Annotated in this window: 12 protein-coding genes and 1 pseudogene; 7 read left to right on the top strand and 6 right to left on the bottom strand. The window is 73.4% G+C overall.

What is annotated here, in order from left to right; all coding sequences use genetic code 11:
* Positions 1–2: 2 nt before the first annotated feature.
* The gene (locus tag ABT085_RS31765; protein ID WP_351615638.1) at positions 3–1,814 is read right to left on the bottom strand and encodes a phosphatidylglycerol lysyltransferase domain-containing protein; all 1,812 of its coding nucleotides are present in this window, start codon (positions 1,812–1,814) and stop codon (positions 3–5) included.
* A gap of 233 nt (positions 1,815–2,047) precedes the next feature.
* Here ABT085_RS31765 and ABT085_RS31760 point away from each other — a divergent pair, with 233 nt between their 5' ends.
* Both ABT085_RS31760 and ABT085_RS31755 read left to right on the top strand, forming a co-directional pair.
* On the top strand, positions 2,048–3,175 hold the full coding sequence (locus ABT085_RS31760) for an alpha/beta hydrolase (RefSeq protein ID WP_351615635.1): 1,128 nt from the start codon (positions 2,048–2,050) through the stop codon (positions 3,173–3,175).
* Positions 3,176–3,248: 73 nt separating this feature from the next.
* Positions 3,249–4,886, top strand: a complete 1,638-nt coding sequence (locus ABT085_RS31755) for a coiled-coil domain-containing protein (RefSeq protein WP_351615632.1) — start codon at positions 3,249–3,251, stop codon at positions 4,884–4,886.
* Between the two features lie 31 nt (positions 4,887–4,917).
* Here ABT085_RS31755 and ABT085_RS31750 read toward each other — a convergent pair whose 3' ends face one another.
* Together ABT085_RS31750 and ABT085_RS31745 are read right to left on the bottom strand one after the other, a co-directional pair.
* A complete protein-coding gene (locus ABT085_RS31750) occupies positions 4,918–6,405 on the bottom strand; it encodes a PH domain-containing protein (protein WP_502982847.1) in 1,488 nt (495 codons plus the stop codon).
* Positions 6,354–6,686: pseudogene (locus tag ABT085_RS31745) on the bottom strand (PH domain-containing protein); the annotation flags it as partial. The gene ABT085_RS31750 and the pseudogene ABT085_RS31745, both read right to left, overlap by 52 nt.
* Positions 6,687–6,801: 115 nt before the next feature.
* Here ABT085_RS31745 and ABT085_RS31740 point away from each other — a divergent pair.
* Positions 6,802–7,953 carry an NADH-quinone oxidoreductase subunit D gene (locus ABT085_RS31740; protein ID WP_351615624.1) on the top strand — a complete coding sequence of 384 codons (1,152 nt, stop codon included), beginning with the start codon at positions 6,802–6,804 and terminating at the stop codon, positions 7,951–7,953.
* Here the strand turns inward: ABT085_RS31740 and ABT085_RS31735 are convergent.
* Positions 7,918–8,952, bottom strand: coding sequence for an SAM-dependent methyltransferase (locus tag ABT085_RS31735; RefSeq protein WP_351615641.1), 1,035 nt, complete (start codon positions 8,950–8,952; stop codon positions 7,918–7,920). The genes ABT085_RS31740 and ABT085_RS31735 overlap by 36 nt on opposite strands.
* Before the next feature lie 178 nt (positions 8,953–9,130).
* On the opposite strand from ABT085_RS31735, the gene ABT085_RS31730 reads away from it, so the two are divergent.
* Both ABT085_RS31730 and ABT085_RS31725 read left to right on the top strand, forming a co-directional pair.
* Complete coding sequence (locus ABT085_RS31730) at positions 9,131–10,333, top strand: sensor histidine kinase (protein ID WP_351615621.1); 1,203 nt, start codon at positions 9,131–9,133, stop codon at positions 10,331–10,333.
* 149 nt (positions 10,334–10,482) lie between these two features.
* The gene (locus ABT085_RS31725) at positions 10,483–11,157 is read left to right on the top strand and encodes a response regulator (protein ID WP_351615618.1); all 675 of its coding nucleotides are present in this window, start codon (positions 10,483–10,485) and stop codon (positions 11,155–11,157) included.
* A gap of 61 nt (positions 11,158–11,218) precedes the next feature.
* On the opposite strand, the gene ABT085_RS31720 is transcribed toward ABT085_RS31725, so the two are convergent.
* A complete protein-coding gene (locus ABT085_RS31720; RefSeq protein ID WP_351615615.1) occupies positions 11,219–12,331 on the bottom strand; it encodes a DUF5937 family protein in 1,113 nt (370 codons plus the stop codon).
* A 95-nt stretch (positions 12,332–12,426) separates the two neighbouring features.
* Positions 12,427–13,665 (bottom strand): threonine aldolase family protein, encoded by a 1,239-nt coding sequence (locus ABT085_RS31715; protein ID WP_351615612.1) that lies wholly within the window; start codon positions 13,663–13,665, stop codon positions 12,427–12,429.
* Between the two features lie 187 nt (positions 13,666–13,852).
* Between ABT085_RS31715 and ABT085_RS31710 the strand changes: the two genes are divergently transcribed.
* Positions 13,853–14,800, top strand: coding sequence for a Rossmann-like and DUF2520 domain-containing protein (locus tag ABT085_RS31710; RefSeq protein ID WP_351615609.1), 948 nt, complete (start codon positions 13,853–13,855; stop codon positions 14,798–14,800).
* Positions 14,797–15,477, top strand: a 681-nt coding sequence (gene panC / locus ABT085_RS31705; RefSeq protein WP_351615606.1) for a pantoate--beta-alanine ligase, incomplete at its 3' end; no start/stop codon positions are given. The genes ABT085_RS31710 and panC, both read left to right, overlap by 4 nt.

The following is a 15,477-nucleotide window of genomic DNA, read 5'->3' as shown; positions in this document are numbered from 1 at the left end:
GCTCAGGCCACGTGGACGCCTCGTTCCGCCAGCCCGTGCGCGCACGGGCTGGGGCTGGCCGAGCGGCGGCGCAGGAAGCCCGGCAGGGGCAGCGCCAGGTTCACGAAGCCCTCGGCCTGCATGGCGGCGAAGCCGATGCGGGGCAGGTCGGCCGAGGCGCGGTAGACGACGAAGCGCGGTTCCCACCGGGGCTGGAACTTGGCGTTGAACTTGTACAGGGACTCGATCTGGAACCAGCGGGAGAGGAAGACCAGCAGCCCGCGCCAGGCGCGCAGCACCGGCCCCGCGCCGATCTTCTCGCCGCGGGCCAGCGCCGAGCGGAACATCGCGAAGTTGAGCGACACGCGCGCGATGCCGAGTTTCGGGGCGGCCTGGAGCGCGGCGACGATGAGGAGCTCGTTCATGCCGGGGTCGGCCGAGCGGTCGCGCCGCATGAGGTCCAGGGACGCGCCGTCGGTGCCCCAGGGCACGAAGTGCAGCACGGCCTTCAGGTCGCCGTACGGTCCCGGTTCGCCGTCGGCCTTGTGGGCGGTGGCGATCAGGCAGTCGGCGTCGGAGGCGTCGCCGATCCGGCCGAGGGCCATGGAGAAGCCGCGCTCGGTGTCGGTGCCGCGCCAGTCGGCCGCGGCCTGCCGCACGCGCTCCAGCTCGGCCTCGCCGAGGTCACCCACGCGCCGTACTCGGGTCTCGTAACCGGCGCGCTCGATGCGCTTGACCATCTGGCGCACGTTGCGCATCGCGCGGCCGGCGAGCGAGAAATCCGCGACGTCCACCACCGCCTCGTCGCCCAGTTCGAGGGCGTCGAGGCCGGTCTCGCGGGTCCACACCTCCCCGCCCGTCTCGGAGCAGCCCATGACGGCCGGGGTCCAGGAGTGGGCCCTGGCCTCGTCCATGAAGCGCTCGATGGCGCCCGGCCAGGCCTCGACGTCCCCGATGGGGTCGCCGCTGGCGAGCATCACACCGGAGACGACCCGGTAGGTCACCGCGGCCTTGCCGCTGGGGGAGAAGACGACGGCCTTGTCGCGGCGCAGCGCGAAGTGGCCGAGGGAGTCGCGGCGGCCGTGCCGGGCCAGCAGGTCGCGCAGCCGGGCCTCGTCCTCCTCGGTGAGCCGGGCGGCCGGGTGCTCGGGGCGGAAGGCGAAGTAGATCGTGGTGACCGCGGTGAGCATGCCGAGGGCGCCCAGGGAGAAGGCGACCGTCCAGGAGGTGTTCCCCTGGTAGTCGACGGGGCCCTCGAAGCCGAAGAGGCCGTACAGGACGTGCGTCAGGCGATCGGCCAGGCTCGGGTCGCCGATCATGCGGTTCGGGTGGACGCTGACGATGACGAGTCCGAGGACGAGGGAACCGGCGCCCATGAGGACGAAGTTGGCAAGGGCACGCCATCGACTGCGTGGATCGGGCAGGGCGGCGAACTGGTCGCGGTGCAGCAGCAGCGGTGCGAGCAGGGCGAGCGAGATCAGCACTCCGACCGGGGAGTGCCGGTACGTGAACTGCCCGACGGCACCCGCGGGCAGCAGCGCCACCGCGGCCCGCCAGGCCCGGCGCTTGCTGCGCTTGAGGCCGTGGGCGAGCAGGAGCAGGAGCACACCGCTGCTGAGCGAGAGCGCGGCCGCGAACGGGCCGACCGAGCCCGGCAGCACCTCGGCCATGGAGTGCATACGGCTGTGCCGGAACCGCGGGAAGACGCCCGCGGCGATGTCCAGGACGCCGACGAGGGCACACGCTCTGCCGACGAGAGCAGGTACGGACTCCGGGCGCGGCCCTCGCAGGAGGCGCCGCGCTCGGCTTGATCGGTTCGGAACCCCGCCCGACATTTCCCCATCTTCCCTGACAGACATCGCATCCCGTGGTTCTGCGAGAGACCTTGAATCCGGTGCCGTTTCGGGCATCCGGCGACATTGCGCCCTCTAGGACGGTGTCTCGGGGGGAGAGGTTCACTCCTTCCGACAAAGCCGCGTCAAAGGCAATGGAAAGTCCGGGACAAGTGCTCGCGAAAGATCGCGCCGAGCGCGCGGGTCCGGACGGGAAGCGCAGGCGGGAAAGCCTTATGGGGCTCACGAGCAACAAGGTGCTGGTACTGGCGATAGCTCTCGCCGTGCTGCTGTTCGTCGGCACGGTGTGGTGGTGGCCGCGGCTGGCCCGGCGTACCTGGTGGGCGGTCGTCGGGCGCGTGGGTCTCCTGCTCGTCACCCAGCTGACGGTGTTCGTCTGTGTGGGGCTGGCGGTCAACCAGGCCTTCGGGTTCTATGCCGACTGGGCGGACCTGTTCGGGCGCGAGAAGGACCAGGGGGTGGTCGTCAACCACACGGTGGGCCGCGGCTCGGGCGGCCCGCTGGAGGTGGTCGGCACCAGGCCGGTGACGGATCAGGGCAGTGCCCGGCCGCAGGTCGGCGGACAGATCCAGAAGATCGACATCTACGGCCGCAGGACACACATCGCCACCCCCGCGTACGTGTATCTGCCGCCGGAGTACTTCCAGTCCGCCCACCGCACGCGCACGTTTCCCGTGGCGGTGGTCCTCACCGGATATCCGGGTACCGCCGAGGCTCTGGTGGACAAATTGAACTATCCGCGCACGGCGCGGGACCTCGCCAAGGACGGCCGTATGCAGCCGATGATCCTGGTGATGCTGCGGCCGACCGTCGCGCCGCCGCGCGACACGGAGTGCGTGGACATCCCGGGCGGGCCGCAGACCGAGACGTTCTTCACCGAGGATCTGCCGGACGCGGTACGGGCGCATTACCGGGCGGGCGGGAAACCGGGCAGCTGGGGCGTCATCGGGGACTCCACCGGCGGTTACTGCGCACTGAAGCTGGCCATGCACCACCCCGGTGTCTACGCGGCGGGCGCGGGCCTGTCGCCGTACTACAGGGCGCCCCACGACCCCACCACCGGCGATCTCTTCCACGGGGACGAGCTGCTGCGCAGGCGGGCCGACCTGCTGTGGTTCATCAAGCACGAGCCGGCGCCCGACACTTCACTGCTCGTCACCAGCAGCAAGGTCGGCGAATCCAACTACAAAACCACGCTGAAGTTCATAGAACGGGTGCAGGCGACGAACCTGACACGGATCTCGTCGATCATCCTCGAAAGCGGCGGACACAACTTCAATACCTGGCGCCGGGAGATCCCCGCGACGTTGCAGTGGATCAGCGGGCGACTGAACGAAGGCTGAAAAGGCTTCGGTATGGATGCGTTTTTGGACTGCGGGGCACCACCACTTGCCTACGCGCGGTAAGTTTCTGGCCATGCCACGTGGACGTCACCGCCATTCCCCGCCCCTGCACAGGCTGTTGCCGCCTTCGGTGATCGCCGGCGTCTCCGTTGTCTGCGCTTTCGCCCCCTGGGTGTTCTCGCAGGCGATGGTGCTCCGCGGTCTGGCCGCGGCCGCCGCGACGACGGCCGTCCTGGGCGCCGTCGTCATGCGCCGCTGGGATGCCCAGGCGGGCAAACAGGTCGCCGACCTCACCCGCGCGCGTGCGAGTGACGACTGGCGGCACGAGGAACGCGTCGCCGAACTGGAGACCGACCTCGAGGAGTCGCGCGAGCTGCGCGTGAAGCTGGAGCAGCGGCTGCGGGCGAAGCGCGCCGAACTGGCCCGGCTGCGCAACGAGCACGCCGCGCTGCTGCGGCGGTACGCGACGGCGGAGACCGAGCGGGCGACCGCCCTGGAGGGCCGCCGGCTGCTGGAGATAGAGAGCGCGGCTCCCGCGCGGGCACTGCCGCCGGGGACGGCTCCGGCCGCGGCGGAGGAGACCGGGGCTGTGGCTGCCCCGGCCGAGACCGACGCCGAGACCGCGGCTGCTGCCGGGGCGGACATCGACGCCGAGGCGGAGCTCGACATCGATGCCGACGTTGATGCCGACAGCGACAGCGACAGCGACAGCGACTTCGAGGACGAGGACGAGGGCGCGGGGACGGCCGACGAGGGCGCGCCGGTGGCTCCGGCGGCCTTCTCCCCCGAGGGGTCCAAGCTGTTCCTGCGGGCCAAGGCGGCACTGACCCGGTTCGACGCCGAGGCCGCCGCGGACGCGTCCGCCGGGCCCGCCGCATCCGGTGCCGAGGTCGCGCTCCGCGCGGAGGCCGTGCAGGAGGACGAGGCGCAGGGGAAGTTCGAGGCGGCCGACGAGCACCAGCGTGCGGCCGCCGAACCGATGGCGGACCTGGAGAGCGCCACCCGCGAGGGGGCCGTCGCCACCGACGCGGCGGCCCAGAAGAAGCCGGTCGCCCCGGAAGAGACCGTCACCGCCGAGGAGGCCACGGGCCCGGAAGGGACGGCCCGCCCGGAAGCGGACGTCACCTCCGAGGACAGCGGCACCCCGCGTGCGGCAGCCGCCCGGGAAGCAGGCGTCCCCGAGGCACGCACGGCCGGCCGGGCGGACACCGGCACGCGGCCGGAGACGGCTCCCGCCACGAGCACGGCCGTCGCCCGGCGAGAGCCCGCCCCCCGGGCCCCTCAGGCTTCCCCTGCTCCCCAGGTTTCCCAGGCCGCCCAGGCTCCTCCGGCGGAACAGTCCTCCCGCCCGCAGCTGCCGGCGCCGGCGAAGTCCCCCGCAGTCGTGCACCGGCCCTCCGGGCACTTCACCGTGCCGACCGCCGTGGCCGTCGTACCGGCCGCCGCGCCCGTGCGCAGGCCGACGACGGAGGGCGGGTTCGACTTCTTCGGCATGCAGAAGTCCGCGGAGCCGTCCGCCCTGGACGCCGTGCAGAACGAGGACCTCGCCGACGTCGTCGGCGAGGAGGCCATCGCCGTGCACAAGGCGGCGGAGGGGGAGTTCACCCCGGCGGACCCGAAGTCGCGTGACGCCGGCCAGGTCATCGACCTGACGGAGCACGACGAGACGGAGCAGATCGACCTTCAGAAGCTGCGCAGCGCGGCATCCTGACGGTCCGGCAGATCCGGCGCCCGGCTTCCGCTCAGGCCATCCACCTGTCGGGCCGGGCGTCCCTGCGTCCCGTACGGGAACGCTCCGCCTGCCCGCGCAGCAGCTCCCCTGCCTCGCGCGCGTCCCGCAGGCGGGCGGTCACCGACCCGCCGGCCCCCGTGTCCACGTGCACGTCGGCGACCCGCCACAGCCGCTGCCAGGGCCCCTGCGTCAGCCGTACGCTCTGCACCTTGGCGTGCGGCACCAGCGCCACGGTGCGCCGCAGCAGCCCGTGCCGGGCGGCGAACACCGCGTCGGTGACCACCAGTCCGTAGCCCCGCCACCACAGCGGCACGCACCGCCCGGCCCGCCGGGGCGGCCGGGCCGCCTCCGTGGTCATGGCCGTGGCGGTCGGCACGCCCACCCCGGGCAGCACGTGCGCGACGACCGCGTCGGCGAGCCCGCGCGGCGCGACCGGCACCAGCACCGAACCGGACGACCCGGCCACCTCCAGCTCCACCCGCACCCAGTCGCGCCGCCGCCACAGCAGCGGCTGCACGATCCGCACGCTCTGCACGCGCCCCGGCGGCACCGTCTCGTGCGCGCGGTCCAGCAGCCCGTGGTCGATGCGCAGGCCGTCCGGCGACTCGCCCAGCGTCCAGTCGTACTCACCGGCGAACCGCCCCACACTGCGCGCGCCCGCCGCGCCGAGCAGGGGCACACCGGTCGCGAGAACCGTCCACACGCTGTGGGTGGCCAGCCACAGCACCGGCGGTACGACGAGTGCGGCGGCCAGCCCGCCCCAGGTCGCGCCGGTCAGCAGCAGCGAGACCGCGAGGTCGCGGGCGGGCACGCGCAGCAGCTGCCGGGCCGGTGCCTCGCCGACCTCGTGGACCGTCTCGGGCGCGAAACCGGCCGCCCGCGCGAGCAGTTCGGCCCGCAGCCTGCGTGCCTCGCCCTCGCCCAGGAAGGCGAGTTCGTCCTTCTTGTCCGTACCGACGACGTCGAGCCTGAGCTTGGCGACGCCCGCCACGCGCGCGAGAAGCGGCCGGGTGACGTCGACCGCCTGGATGCGCTCCAGCCGGATGTGCGCGGTGCGCCGGAACAACAGGCCGGTCCGTATGCGCAGTTCGGTGTCGGTCACCGAGAAGTGGGTGTACCACCAGGTGAGAAAGCCGTAGAGGCAGGCCGCCGGGACGAACACGGCGAGCGCGATCAGCAGCGTCGTCGTGGTCAGCCGGGTCAGCTGCGCCTGCGCCTGGTCGGGGTCGTGCGCCGCCCACCCCGCTATCACCGCGACCGGCGCCCACGCCCGCCGGAACGGTGTGACGGGATGCAGCCGCCGCTCCTCGGTCACCGGCCGCGGCGCGGCGGCGTCGTGACCGGCGTCCGGCGCCGTCACAATCCCGCCGACCGGGCTTCGCCCAGCTCGGTGAGCCGGTCGCGCAGCCGCTGCGCCTCGGCCGGTTCCAGCCCGGGGACGGTCGCGTCGGTCGCGGCGGCCGCCGTGTGCAACTGCACGCCGGCCAGCCCGAACCACCGCATGACGGGACCGGAGGTCACCTCGACCAACTGCATCCGCCCGTACGGCACGACGGTCTCCGTGTGCCACAGCACGCCCCGGCTCAGGAGCAGGTCGTCGGCGCGCTCGGCGTACCGCCAGGAGCGCCAGTTGCGGCCGAGCATCACCCAGCCCCACCCGGCCGCCGCCAGCGGCAGCAGCGCGAAGGCCGCCCAGGCGGGCCCCGCCAGCAGCCCGAGCAGCAGCCCCACGGCGAGGGTGATCGACCCCAGCCACACCACCAGCAGCAACCGTCGCATCCGCAGCAGTCCGGGCGGCAGCCCCGTCCACACCACCGGCTCGGCCCCTGTCGCCCCGGCCGCTCCCGGGCTCCCCGTCTCCATGGGGCCAGCGTACGTAGGGGAGACTGTGTCCATGACTCCTACGACGGAGACCACGGTCGGGATCGGCGGCGCCGCGGAGAGCACCGACATGGTGCTCAACATCGGGCCGCAGCACCCCTCCACGCATGGAGTGCTGCGCCTGCGGCTGGTGCTGGACGGCGAGCGCATCGTCAGCGCGGAGCCGGTGATCGGCTATATGCACCGCGGCGCCGAGAAGCTCTTCGAGGCGCGCGACTACCGCCAGATCATCATGCTCGCCAACCGCCACGACTGGCTGTCGGCGTTCTCGAACGAGCTGGGCGTGGTCCTCGCGGTGGAGCGGATGCTCGGCATGGAGGTGCCGGAGCGCGCGGTGTGGACGCGCACGCTCCTCGCCGAGCTGAACCGGGTGCTCAACCACCTCATGTTCCTCGGGTCGTACCCGCTGGAGCTGGGCGGCATCACCCCGGTGTTCTACGCGTTCCGCGAGCGCGAGGTCCTCCAGAACGTCATGGAGGAGGTCTCCGGCGGGCGCATGCACTACATGTTCAACCGTGTCGGCGGCCTGAAGGAGGACCTGCCGGCCGGCTGGGCCGGCCGCGCCCGTGCCGCGGTGGCCGCCGTGCGCTCGCGCATGAACGTCTACGACGACCTGGTGCTCGGCAACGAGATCTTCCGCGGGCGTACGCGGGGCGTGGGCGCCCTCACGGCGCAGACCGTGCACGCGTACGGCGTGAGCGGGCCGATCGCGCGCGCCTCCGGGGTCGACTTCGACCTGCGCCGCGACGAGCCCTACCTCGCCTACGGGGAGCTCCAGGACACCCTGAAGGTCGTCACCCGGCAGGAGGGCGACTGCCTGGCCCGCTTCGAGTGCCTCCTGGAGCAGACGCACAACGCGCTGGACCTCGCCGACGCCTGCCTCGACCGGCTCACCGGGCTGGCGCCAGGACCGATCAACCAGCGGCTGCCGAAGGTCCTGAAGGCGCCCGAGGGGCACACCTACGCGTGGACCGAGAACCCGCTCGGCATCAACGGGTACTACCTGGTCAGCAAGGGCGAGAAGACCCCGTACCGGCTGAAGCTGCGGTCCGCCTCGTACAACAACATCCAGGCGCTGACCGAGCTGCTGCCGGGCACGCTGGTGGCGGACATGGTGGCCATCCTCGGCTCACTGTTCTTCGTGGTCGGGGACATCGACAAGTAGGGCGTGCGGGTCTGTGATCCCCACCGGCTGAAGCAGCCACCCGAAGTCGCCCAGCCCCCCGGGCGCGGTCAGTTCGGCGGCCTCTCCGGCCTGCGCGAGAGCGCGGACGTACGCTGCCGGGTCGCTGGAGGCGAGCGTGAGTGGGGGGCGTGCGCCGGTGAGACCCAGGCCGTGCAGGGCCGTGCGCTGTGTGATCCGGCGTGCGCCTGCGAGCGCACAGGCGTCCAGCGCGACATGTGCCGTGATGTCGCACGAACCGTCCGGCACGGGCGTCGTCCCGCGGCCCTCCCGGAAGCCGGTCAGCGTCCCGAACGGGGGGCGCGCGTCCAGGGCGTGCGCGTAGTCCACGGCCACCGCGAGTCCCCGCGTCACACGGGAGACGGCGGCCGCCCACGCACGGTCCCGGGGGAGCCCGATCTCCGCCCGCAGCCCCTCCTCGTCCGGCAGCGGCCACCAGCGTGCGAGCCAGTCCGCCGCCGCTCCCCGGACCGGTTCCCCGAGCCGCTCGGCACCGTCGGCCCGGACCAGCACCAGCCGCGCCACCCCCGCCGCGTCCACCTCGGCGACGTCCACGGGCACGTTGTCCAGCCACTCGTTGGCGAACAGCAGCCCGGTGACCTCCCGCGGCGGCTCGGCCAGCCAGCCGATCCGGGGGTCGAGACCGGAGGGGCGGTCCGCGATCTCGACGGCACAGGCGCGCGTGCGGGCGGCGACGTCCGCGGGCAGCGCGGCGAGCACCCCGCGGACCAGCTCGCCGCGGCCGGCGGCCAGGTCGACGAAGTCGAGCGCGGCGGGCCGCCCCAGGGCCTCGTCGACCCGGCACAGCAGCCGGGCCACCGCCCGGGCGAAGAGCGGCGAGGCGTGCACCGACGTACGGAAGTGTCCCGCGGGGCCCTCCGGCCGCCGGTAGAAGCCGTCCGGCCCGTACAGGGCGTGCTCGGTCGCCACCCGCCAGCCGCGCCACCCGTCCACCGGGTCCACCGGGTCCACCGGGTCCACCGGGTCGGTCGGGTCCGCCTGGCCGGTCGGGTCCGCCGGGTCCGTCGTGTCCTGCTCCACCCCGACAGAGTAGGCGTCGTGGTGATCACGGCCTCCACCTTGCGGAGTACGCGCGTCGGGCACGGATCGGCCCTCCGGTTGACCCCCACCCACATCAGGCTTCCCTACGCTGGGTTGCGTGCAGCGCCTCTATGACCTCATCCGCAGACACCCGACCTGGGTCGACAGCTTCTGGGCTGCCGTCCTGTTCGGGATCTCGGTCGCGGGTGGAGCCGCTCGCGGGGAGACCGCGGGCACCGACTCCCCGGTCCGGATCATCCCCGTGACGTTGCTGCTGTGCCTGGTGGTCGCGCTGCGCCGGCGTCTGCCGGTGCAGATGCTGCTGCTGACGGCCGTGCTCGGGGTGGCGCAGCTGGTGCTGGACGTGGAGACGACGGCCGCCGACTTCGCCATGCTGGTGATCGTCTACACGGTCGCCGCGACCGCCGCCCGCTGGGCGTCCTGGCTCGCCCTGGGCATGGGCCTGGTCGCGGCCGCCCTGGCCCAGCTGCGGTGGCCGAACGAGAACTCCAGCGCCGTGGGCAACCTGGCGATCGTGATCTTCCAGACCGTGCCGTTCGCCCTCGCCTGGGTGCTCGGCGACTCCATGCGCACCCGCCGGGCCTACTTCGCCCAGCTGGAGGAGCGGGCCGCGCGTCTGGAGAAGGAGCGCGAGGCCCAGTCGAAGGTCGCGGTCGCCGCCGAACGCGCCCGGATCGCGCGCGAGCTGCACGACGTGGTCGCGCACAACGTGTCGGTCATGGTGGTGCAGGCCGACGGCGCCGCCTACGTCCTCGACGCGGCGCCCGACCAGGCGAGGAAGGCCCTGGAGACGATCTCCTCCACCGGCCGCCAGGCCCTCGCCGAGATGCGCCGCCTGCTGGGTGTGCTGCGGACCGGGGAGCACCAGGAGGTCGGGGAGTACGTGCCGCAGCCCGACGTCCAGCAGATCGAGGACCTCGTCGAGCAGTGCCGGGACGCGGGGCTGCCCGTCGACTTCAAGGTCGAGGGCACACCGCGCCCGCTGCCCAGCGGCGTGGAGCTCACGGCGTACCGCATCGTGCAGGAGGCGCTCACCAACACCCGCAAGCACGGCGGGCCGAACGCCGGTGCGAGTGTGCGCCTGGTCTACTTCGACGACGGACTCGGCCTGCTCGTCGAGGACGACGGAAAGGGTGCCCCGCACGAGCTGTACGAGGAGGGCGGCGCCGACGGCCGGGGGCACGGCCTGATAGGCATGCGCGAGCGCGTGGGCATGGTCGGCGGCACTCTCGACGCGGGCCCGCGGCCGGGCGGAGGATTCCGTATCAGCGCCCTGCTCCCGCTCAAACCCGCGCACTGACCCCGACGCGCGCCGCCCGTTGACACCTGTCACGCCCCCGCCCGACCCACCGACCGCGAGCAAGCTGCCCGACCGGGAGCCGCCCGACCGGGAACTGAACCGTCCGGTCACCAACTGCTCGCCCGCGAACCACGAAACGGAAGAGGCTCATGACGATCCGCGTGATGCTCGTCGACGACCAGGTGCTGCTGCGCACCGGATTCCGGATGGTGCTCGCCGCCCAGCCGGACATGGAGGTCGTCGCGGAGGCGGGCGACGGGGTCGAGGCGCTTCAGGTGCTGCGCTCCTGCGAGGTCGACGTCGTCCTGATGGACGTCCGTATGCCGAAGCTCGACGGGGTCGAGACCACCCGCCGGATCTGCTCGGAGCCGGAGCCGCCGAAGGTGCTCATCCTGACCACGTTCGACCTCGACGAGTACGCCTTCTCGGGCCTGAAGGCGGGCGCGTCCGGGTTCATGCTCAAGGACGTGCCGCCGGCCGAACTGCTGGCCGCGATCCGCTCGGTGCACAGCGGTGACGCGGTGGTCGCCCCCTCCACCACCCGCCGTCTCCTCGACCGCTTCGCGCCGATGCTGCCCTCCACCGGCAAGGAACCGCGGCTCGCCGAGCTGGAGCGGCTCACCGACCGTGAGCGCGAGGTGATGGTGCTGGTCGCCCAGGGGCTGTCCAACGGGGAGATCGCGGCCCGGCTGGTGCTGTCCGAGGCGACCGTCAAGACGCACGTGGGCCGCATCCTGACGAAGCTGGGGCTGCGGGACCGGGTGCAGGTGGTGGTCCTGGCCTACGAGACGGGCCTGGTGCGGGCCGGCGGCGGCCACCGCTGACCTCGCCGAGCCCGGACGACCCGGCTGACCCGGCCGACCTGAACGACCCGAACGGCACGCCCTAGCGGAGGATCCCCTCCAGGAAGTCGCTGCCCAGCCGGGCCACCACGGAGACGTCCAGCTGGTGCAGGACGTACCGGCCGCGCCGCCGGGTGGTGACCAGGCCCGCCTTCTTCAGCACCCCGAGGTGACGGGAGATCTCGGGTGCCGTCATGCCGTACACCTGGGCCAGCTCGCTGGTGGTGTACTCGCTGCGGGCCAGATGGCGGCAGATGCGCATCCGGACGGGGTGGGACAGCGCGGTCATCCGCAGGGCGAGCTGCTCGACCGGCGGGGCGGAGACCGGCTCGGACGAACCGACCGGGTAGTGCAGCAGCGGCTGCCAGCCGTAGCGGTGCAGCACCGTCAGATGCGGCCGGCCGAAGCTGCTCGGCACCAGCAGGAGGCCGCCGCCCGCCGTGGCCGTACGGCCCTGGACGAGCTTGTCCACGAGGATCCGCCCGGCGGTCTCGTCGACCGTCACGACGGGGGAGACCGCGGCCAGCGCCTCGGCCAGCCCCTTGCGCCGCAGCAGCTCCGTCTTGTGCCGGGCGTCCGCCGTCAGCTGGTGGCGCAGCCGGGACCAGGCCTCGTCGAAGAACGCCTCGTCGCAGTCCTCCAGGAACCGCCGCAGCCAGGCCCGGACGCTGGGCGGGTCGTCGAGCAGCCGTTGCGCGAAGCGCACCTGCTGCGGGCCGCGGGAGGCGGCTATCTCCAGCGCGCGGCGCCGGGCGTCGGCGTCGGCGAGCAGGTCCGGGGCCTGGACGTCGTAGTTCAGCGTGCACGTGAACTCCATGGCCGCGTCCACGAACTGCTCGTCCGTCAGCCGGTCCAGGAGGTCGAGGTCGTCGGCGAGCGTGGCGCCGGGGAGCGTGAGCGTGCCGCGGCCCGGGATGCCCGCGAACGGCAGGAACAGGTCCGAGAACGTCGTGCGCCACAGGAAGTCGGCCTCGCACATCCGGTCGGCCAGATGCGAGTCGAGCCGGCTGGTGACGCTCGTCACCCAGCCCTGGAGTTCGGGATGGTGACCGGGCTCGGCCAGGGCGTGCAGCGCCATGCCGAGCTCGGCCAGCGGGGAGGGCACGACGGTGACCCTCTCCGGCCGCAGCCCCGCGATGTCGATGCTCACGCTCATGTCCCCATGGTGCACTCCACCACCGACAACACCGCCCACGGCCGCCGGCCCCGCGGTCCACGCCCGGAGGGCCCGGTCCGGGCCCTCCGGGCGGTTCAGCCGTCGCTGTGGCCGTCCGTCCGGTGCAGCCGGGAGACGAAGTCGGCGACGGCCGCCGTCACGTCCTGGGGCGTCCACTCCAGGCCGGTGGCGCGCACGCCGACCTCGGTGAAGGCCAGGCCCGGACCGCCGGGCCGCCAGCCTGAGGCGAAGAGCAGGGTCCCCGTCTCCTCGCCCTGGCACACCGCGGTCTCGTCGAGCAGGTCCGCCTCGTACGGCAGCCACACCTGGAACTCGTGGGTGTGCGGCTGCTCCGGGTGCACCCGCGCCCACGGCACCCCCGCCTCGGCGAACCCCGTCCGCAGGGCGTCGGCCACCACGCGCGCGTGACGTACGTAGTCGGGCAGCCGGGGCAGCTCGCGGTCGAGGCCGACGAGGGCCGACAGCACCGTGGGGAACTGCTGGAACGCCAGGCCGCCGTACCGGTGCCGCCAGACCTTCGCCTCCTCCACCAGCGTGGCGGGCCCGGCGAGCGCGGCGCCGGCGAAGGCGTCGAGGGACTTGTAGAACGAGACGTAGACGCTGTCCGCGAGGCCGGCGATCTCCGCCAGGGGGCGGTCGAAATGGACGGTGGACTCCCACAGCCGCGCGCCGTCGAAGTGCACCACCGCGTCCCGCTCGCGCGCCGCCGCCACGACCTCGCCGAGCTCCTCCCAGGTGGGCAGGACGAAACCCGCGTCCCTGAGGGGCAGTTCCAGCATCAGTGTCCCGAAGGGCTCCGGGAAGTCGCGCACCTCGTCGGCGGTCGGCAGCCGGGGCTCGTTCGTCAGCCGTACCGGGCGCAGCCCGCTGACCTGGCTGAGCGCGTGCCGCTCGTGCACCTCGGGGTGGGCCAGCGCGTGCAGCGCGACCGCGCTGTCACCGGTGCGGCCCGCCCAGCAGCGCAGGGCCACCTGCTGGGCCATCGTGCCGGTCGGGAAGAACGCGGCGGCCTCCGTGCCCAGCAGGGCGGCGACCCGCTTCTCCAGGCGCTCCACGATCCCGTTGCCGTAGATGTCCGCCGGTTCGTCGAGGTCGTACACCTCGGGTGCCGTCTCGTGCAGGTACGCCAGCCGGTCGCGCAGCGTGGCCCGGGAACCCGTGCGGGACAGCGTGCGCCGGGCCTCCCGCAGGACGGCCGAGCGCCGCTCGGCCGTCGACCCGGGTGACGTCCCCGCCCCTTCCGCACCCTCCGCGTCCCCCGCACCCTGCGTGTCCTGCGTGTCCCGCGTGCCCTGCCGCGTCGTCTCGTCCATGCCCTGGATCATGCCGTGCGCGGGTCCGTGCGGGCACGCGCGCGTAGCGGACGCGGTCCGGTCCGGACCGGTCCGGTCCGGAAACCCACAGCCTGTGGACAACCGGACCGGACGGAGCCGATAGCGTTAACATGACGAGAAATCGTCCGGTACCCAGAGCGGACTGGAACGGGAAGGTCACGGTCGCGTGAGTACAGTCCAACAGCCAGACCCCAGGGACCGCCCCGCGCGGCTCACCGTCGGCGTCGTCGGCGCCGGCCGGGTGGGCCCCGCGCTGGCCGCGTCCCTGGAGCTCGCCGGCCACCGCCCGGTGGCCGTCTCCGGGGTCTCCGACGCCTCCCGCAGGCGGGCCGCGCTGCTGCTGCCCGACGTGCCGGTCGTGCCGCCCGCCGAGGTCCTGCGCCGCGCCGAACTGGTGCTGCTGACCGTCCCGGACGACACCCTGCCCGGACTGGTGGCGGGACTCGCCGAGACCGGCGCCGTGCGCCCGGGACAGCTGCTCGTGCACACCTCCGGGCGGTACGGCGCGAAGGTGCTGGACCCCGCCCTGCGCGCGGGCGCCCTGCCGCTGGCCCTGCACCCCGCGATGACCTTCACCGGCACCCCCGTGGACGTGCAGCGGCTGGCCGGCTGCTCGTTCGGCGTCACGGCCCCCGGCGAGCTGCGGCTGGCCGCCGAGGCCCTCGTCATCGAGATGGGCGGCGAACCGGAGTGGATCGCCGAGGAGAACCGGCCGCTCTACCACGCGGCTCTCGCACTCGGCGCCAACCACCTGGTCACCCTCGTCGCCCAGGCCATGGAACTGCTGCGCACGGCCGGCGTCGAGGCGCCCGACCGGATGCTCGGCCCGCTGCTCGGTGCCGCCCTCGACAACGCCCTGCGCTCCGGTGACGCGGCGCTGACCGGCCCCGTCGCGCGCGGGGACGCGGGCACGGTCGCCGCGCACATCGGCCAGCTGCGCGAGCACGCCCCGGGGACCGTGGCCGGCTATCTGGCGATGGCCCGCGCGACCGCCGACCGGGCGCTCGCCCACGGACTGCTCAAGCCGGAACTCGCGGAGGACCTGCTCGGGGTACTCGCCGACGGGGCGGACCGCACCGACGGAACCCACGGCACCGAAGGAGCCGCCGGATGACCACCACCTTGCTGCGTACCGCGGGAGAGCTGCACGCACGCGTGCCCGCGGGCCGCCGGGCCGTCGCGATGACCATGGGCGCCCTGCACGAGGGGCACGCCACCCTGATCCGCACCGCGCGCGAGCTCGCCGGTCCGGACGGCGAGGTCGTGGTCACGGTCTTCGTCAACCCGTTGCAGTTCGGCGCGGGCGAGGACCTCGACCGCTACCCGCGCACCCTGGAGGCCGACCTCAAGCTCGCCGAGCAGGCGGGCGCCGACGTCGTCTTCGCCCCGTCCGTGGAAGAGGTCTACCCGGGCGGCGAACCGCAGGTCCGGATCGGCGCGGGCCCCATGGGCGAGCGCCTGGAGGGCGCCACCCGCCCCGGCCACTTCGACGGCATGCTCACCGTGGTCGGCAAGCTGCTGCACCTCACCCGGCCCGACGTGGCGCTGTTCGGGCAGAAGGACGCCCAGCAGCTCGCCCTGGTCCGGCGCATGGTGCGGGACCTGAACTTCGGCATCGAGATCGTCGGCGTGCCGACCGTGCGCGAGGAGGACGGGCTGGCCCTGTCCAGCCGCAACCGCTACCTCTCGCCGGGGGAGCGGCGCACCGCCCTCGCCCTGTCCCAGGCCCTGTTCGCGGGCCGGGACCGGCACGCGGCCCAGGAGGCGCTGCGCGCCCGGGCCCGAGCGACC

Source organism: Streptomyces sp. NPDC002265, from assembly GCF_040296125.1.
GTDB lineage: Bacteria > Actinomycetota > Actinomycetes > Streptomycetales > Streptomycetaceae > Streptomyces.
This window is presented reverse-complemented; position numbering and strand designations above follow the sequence as displayed.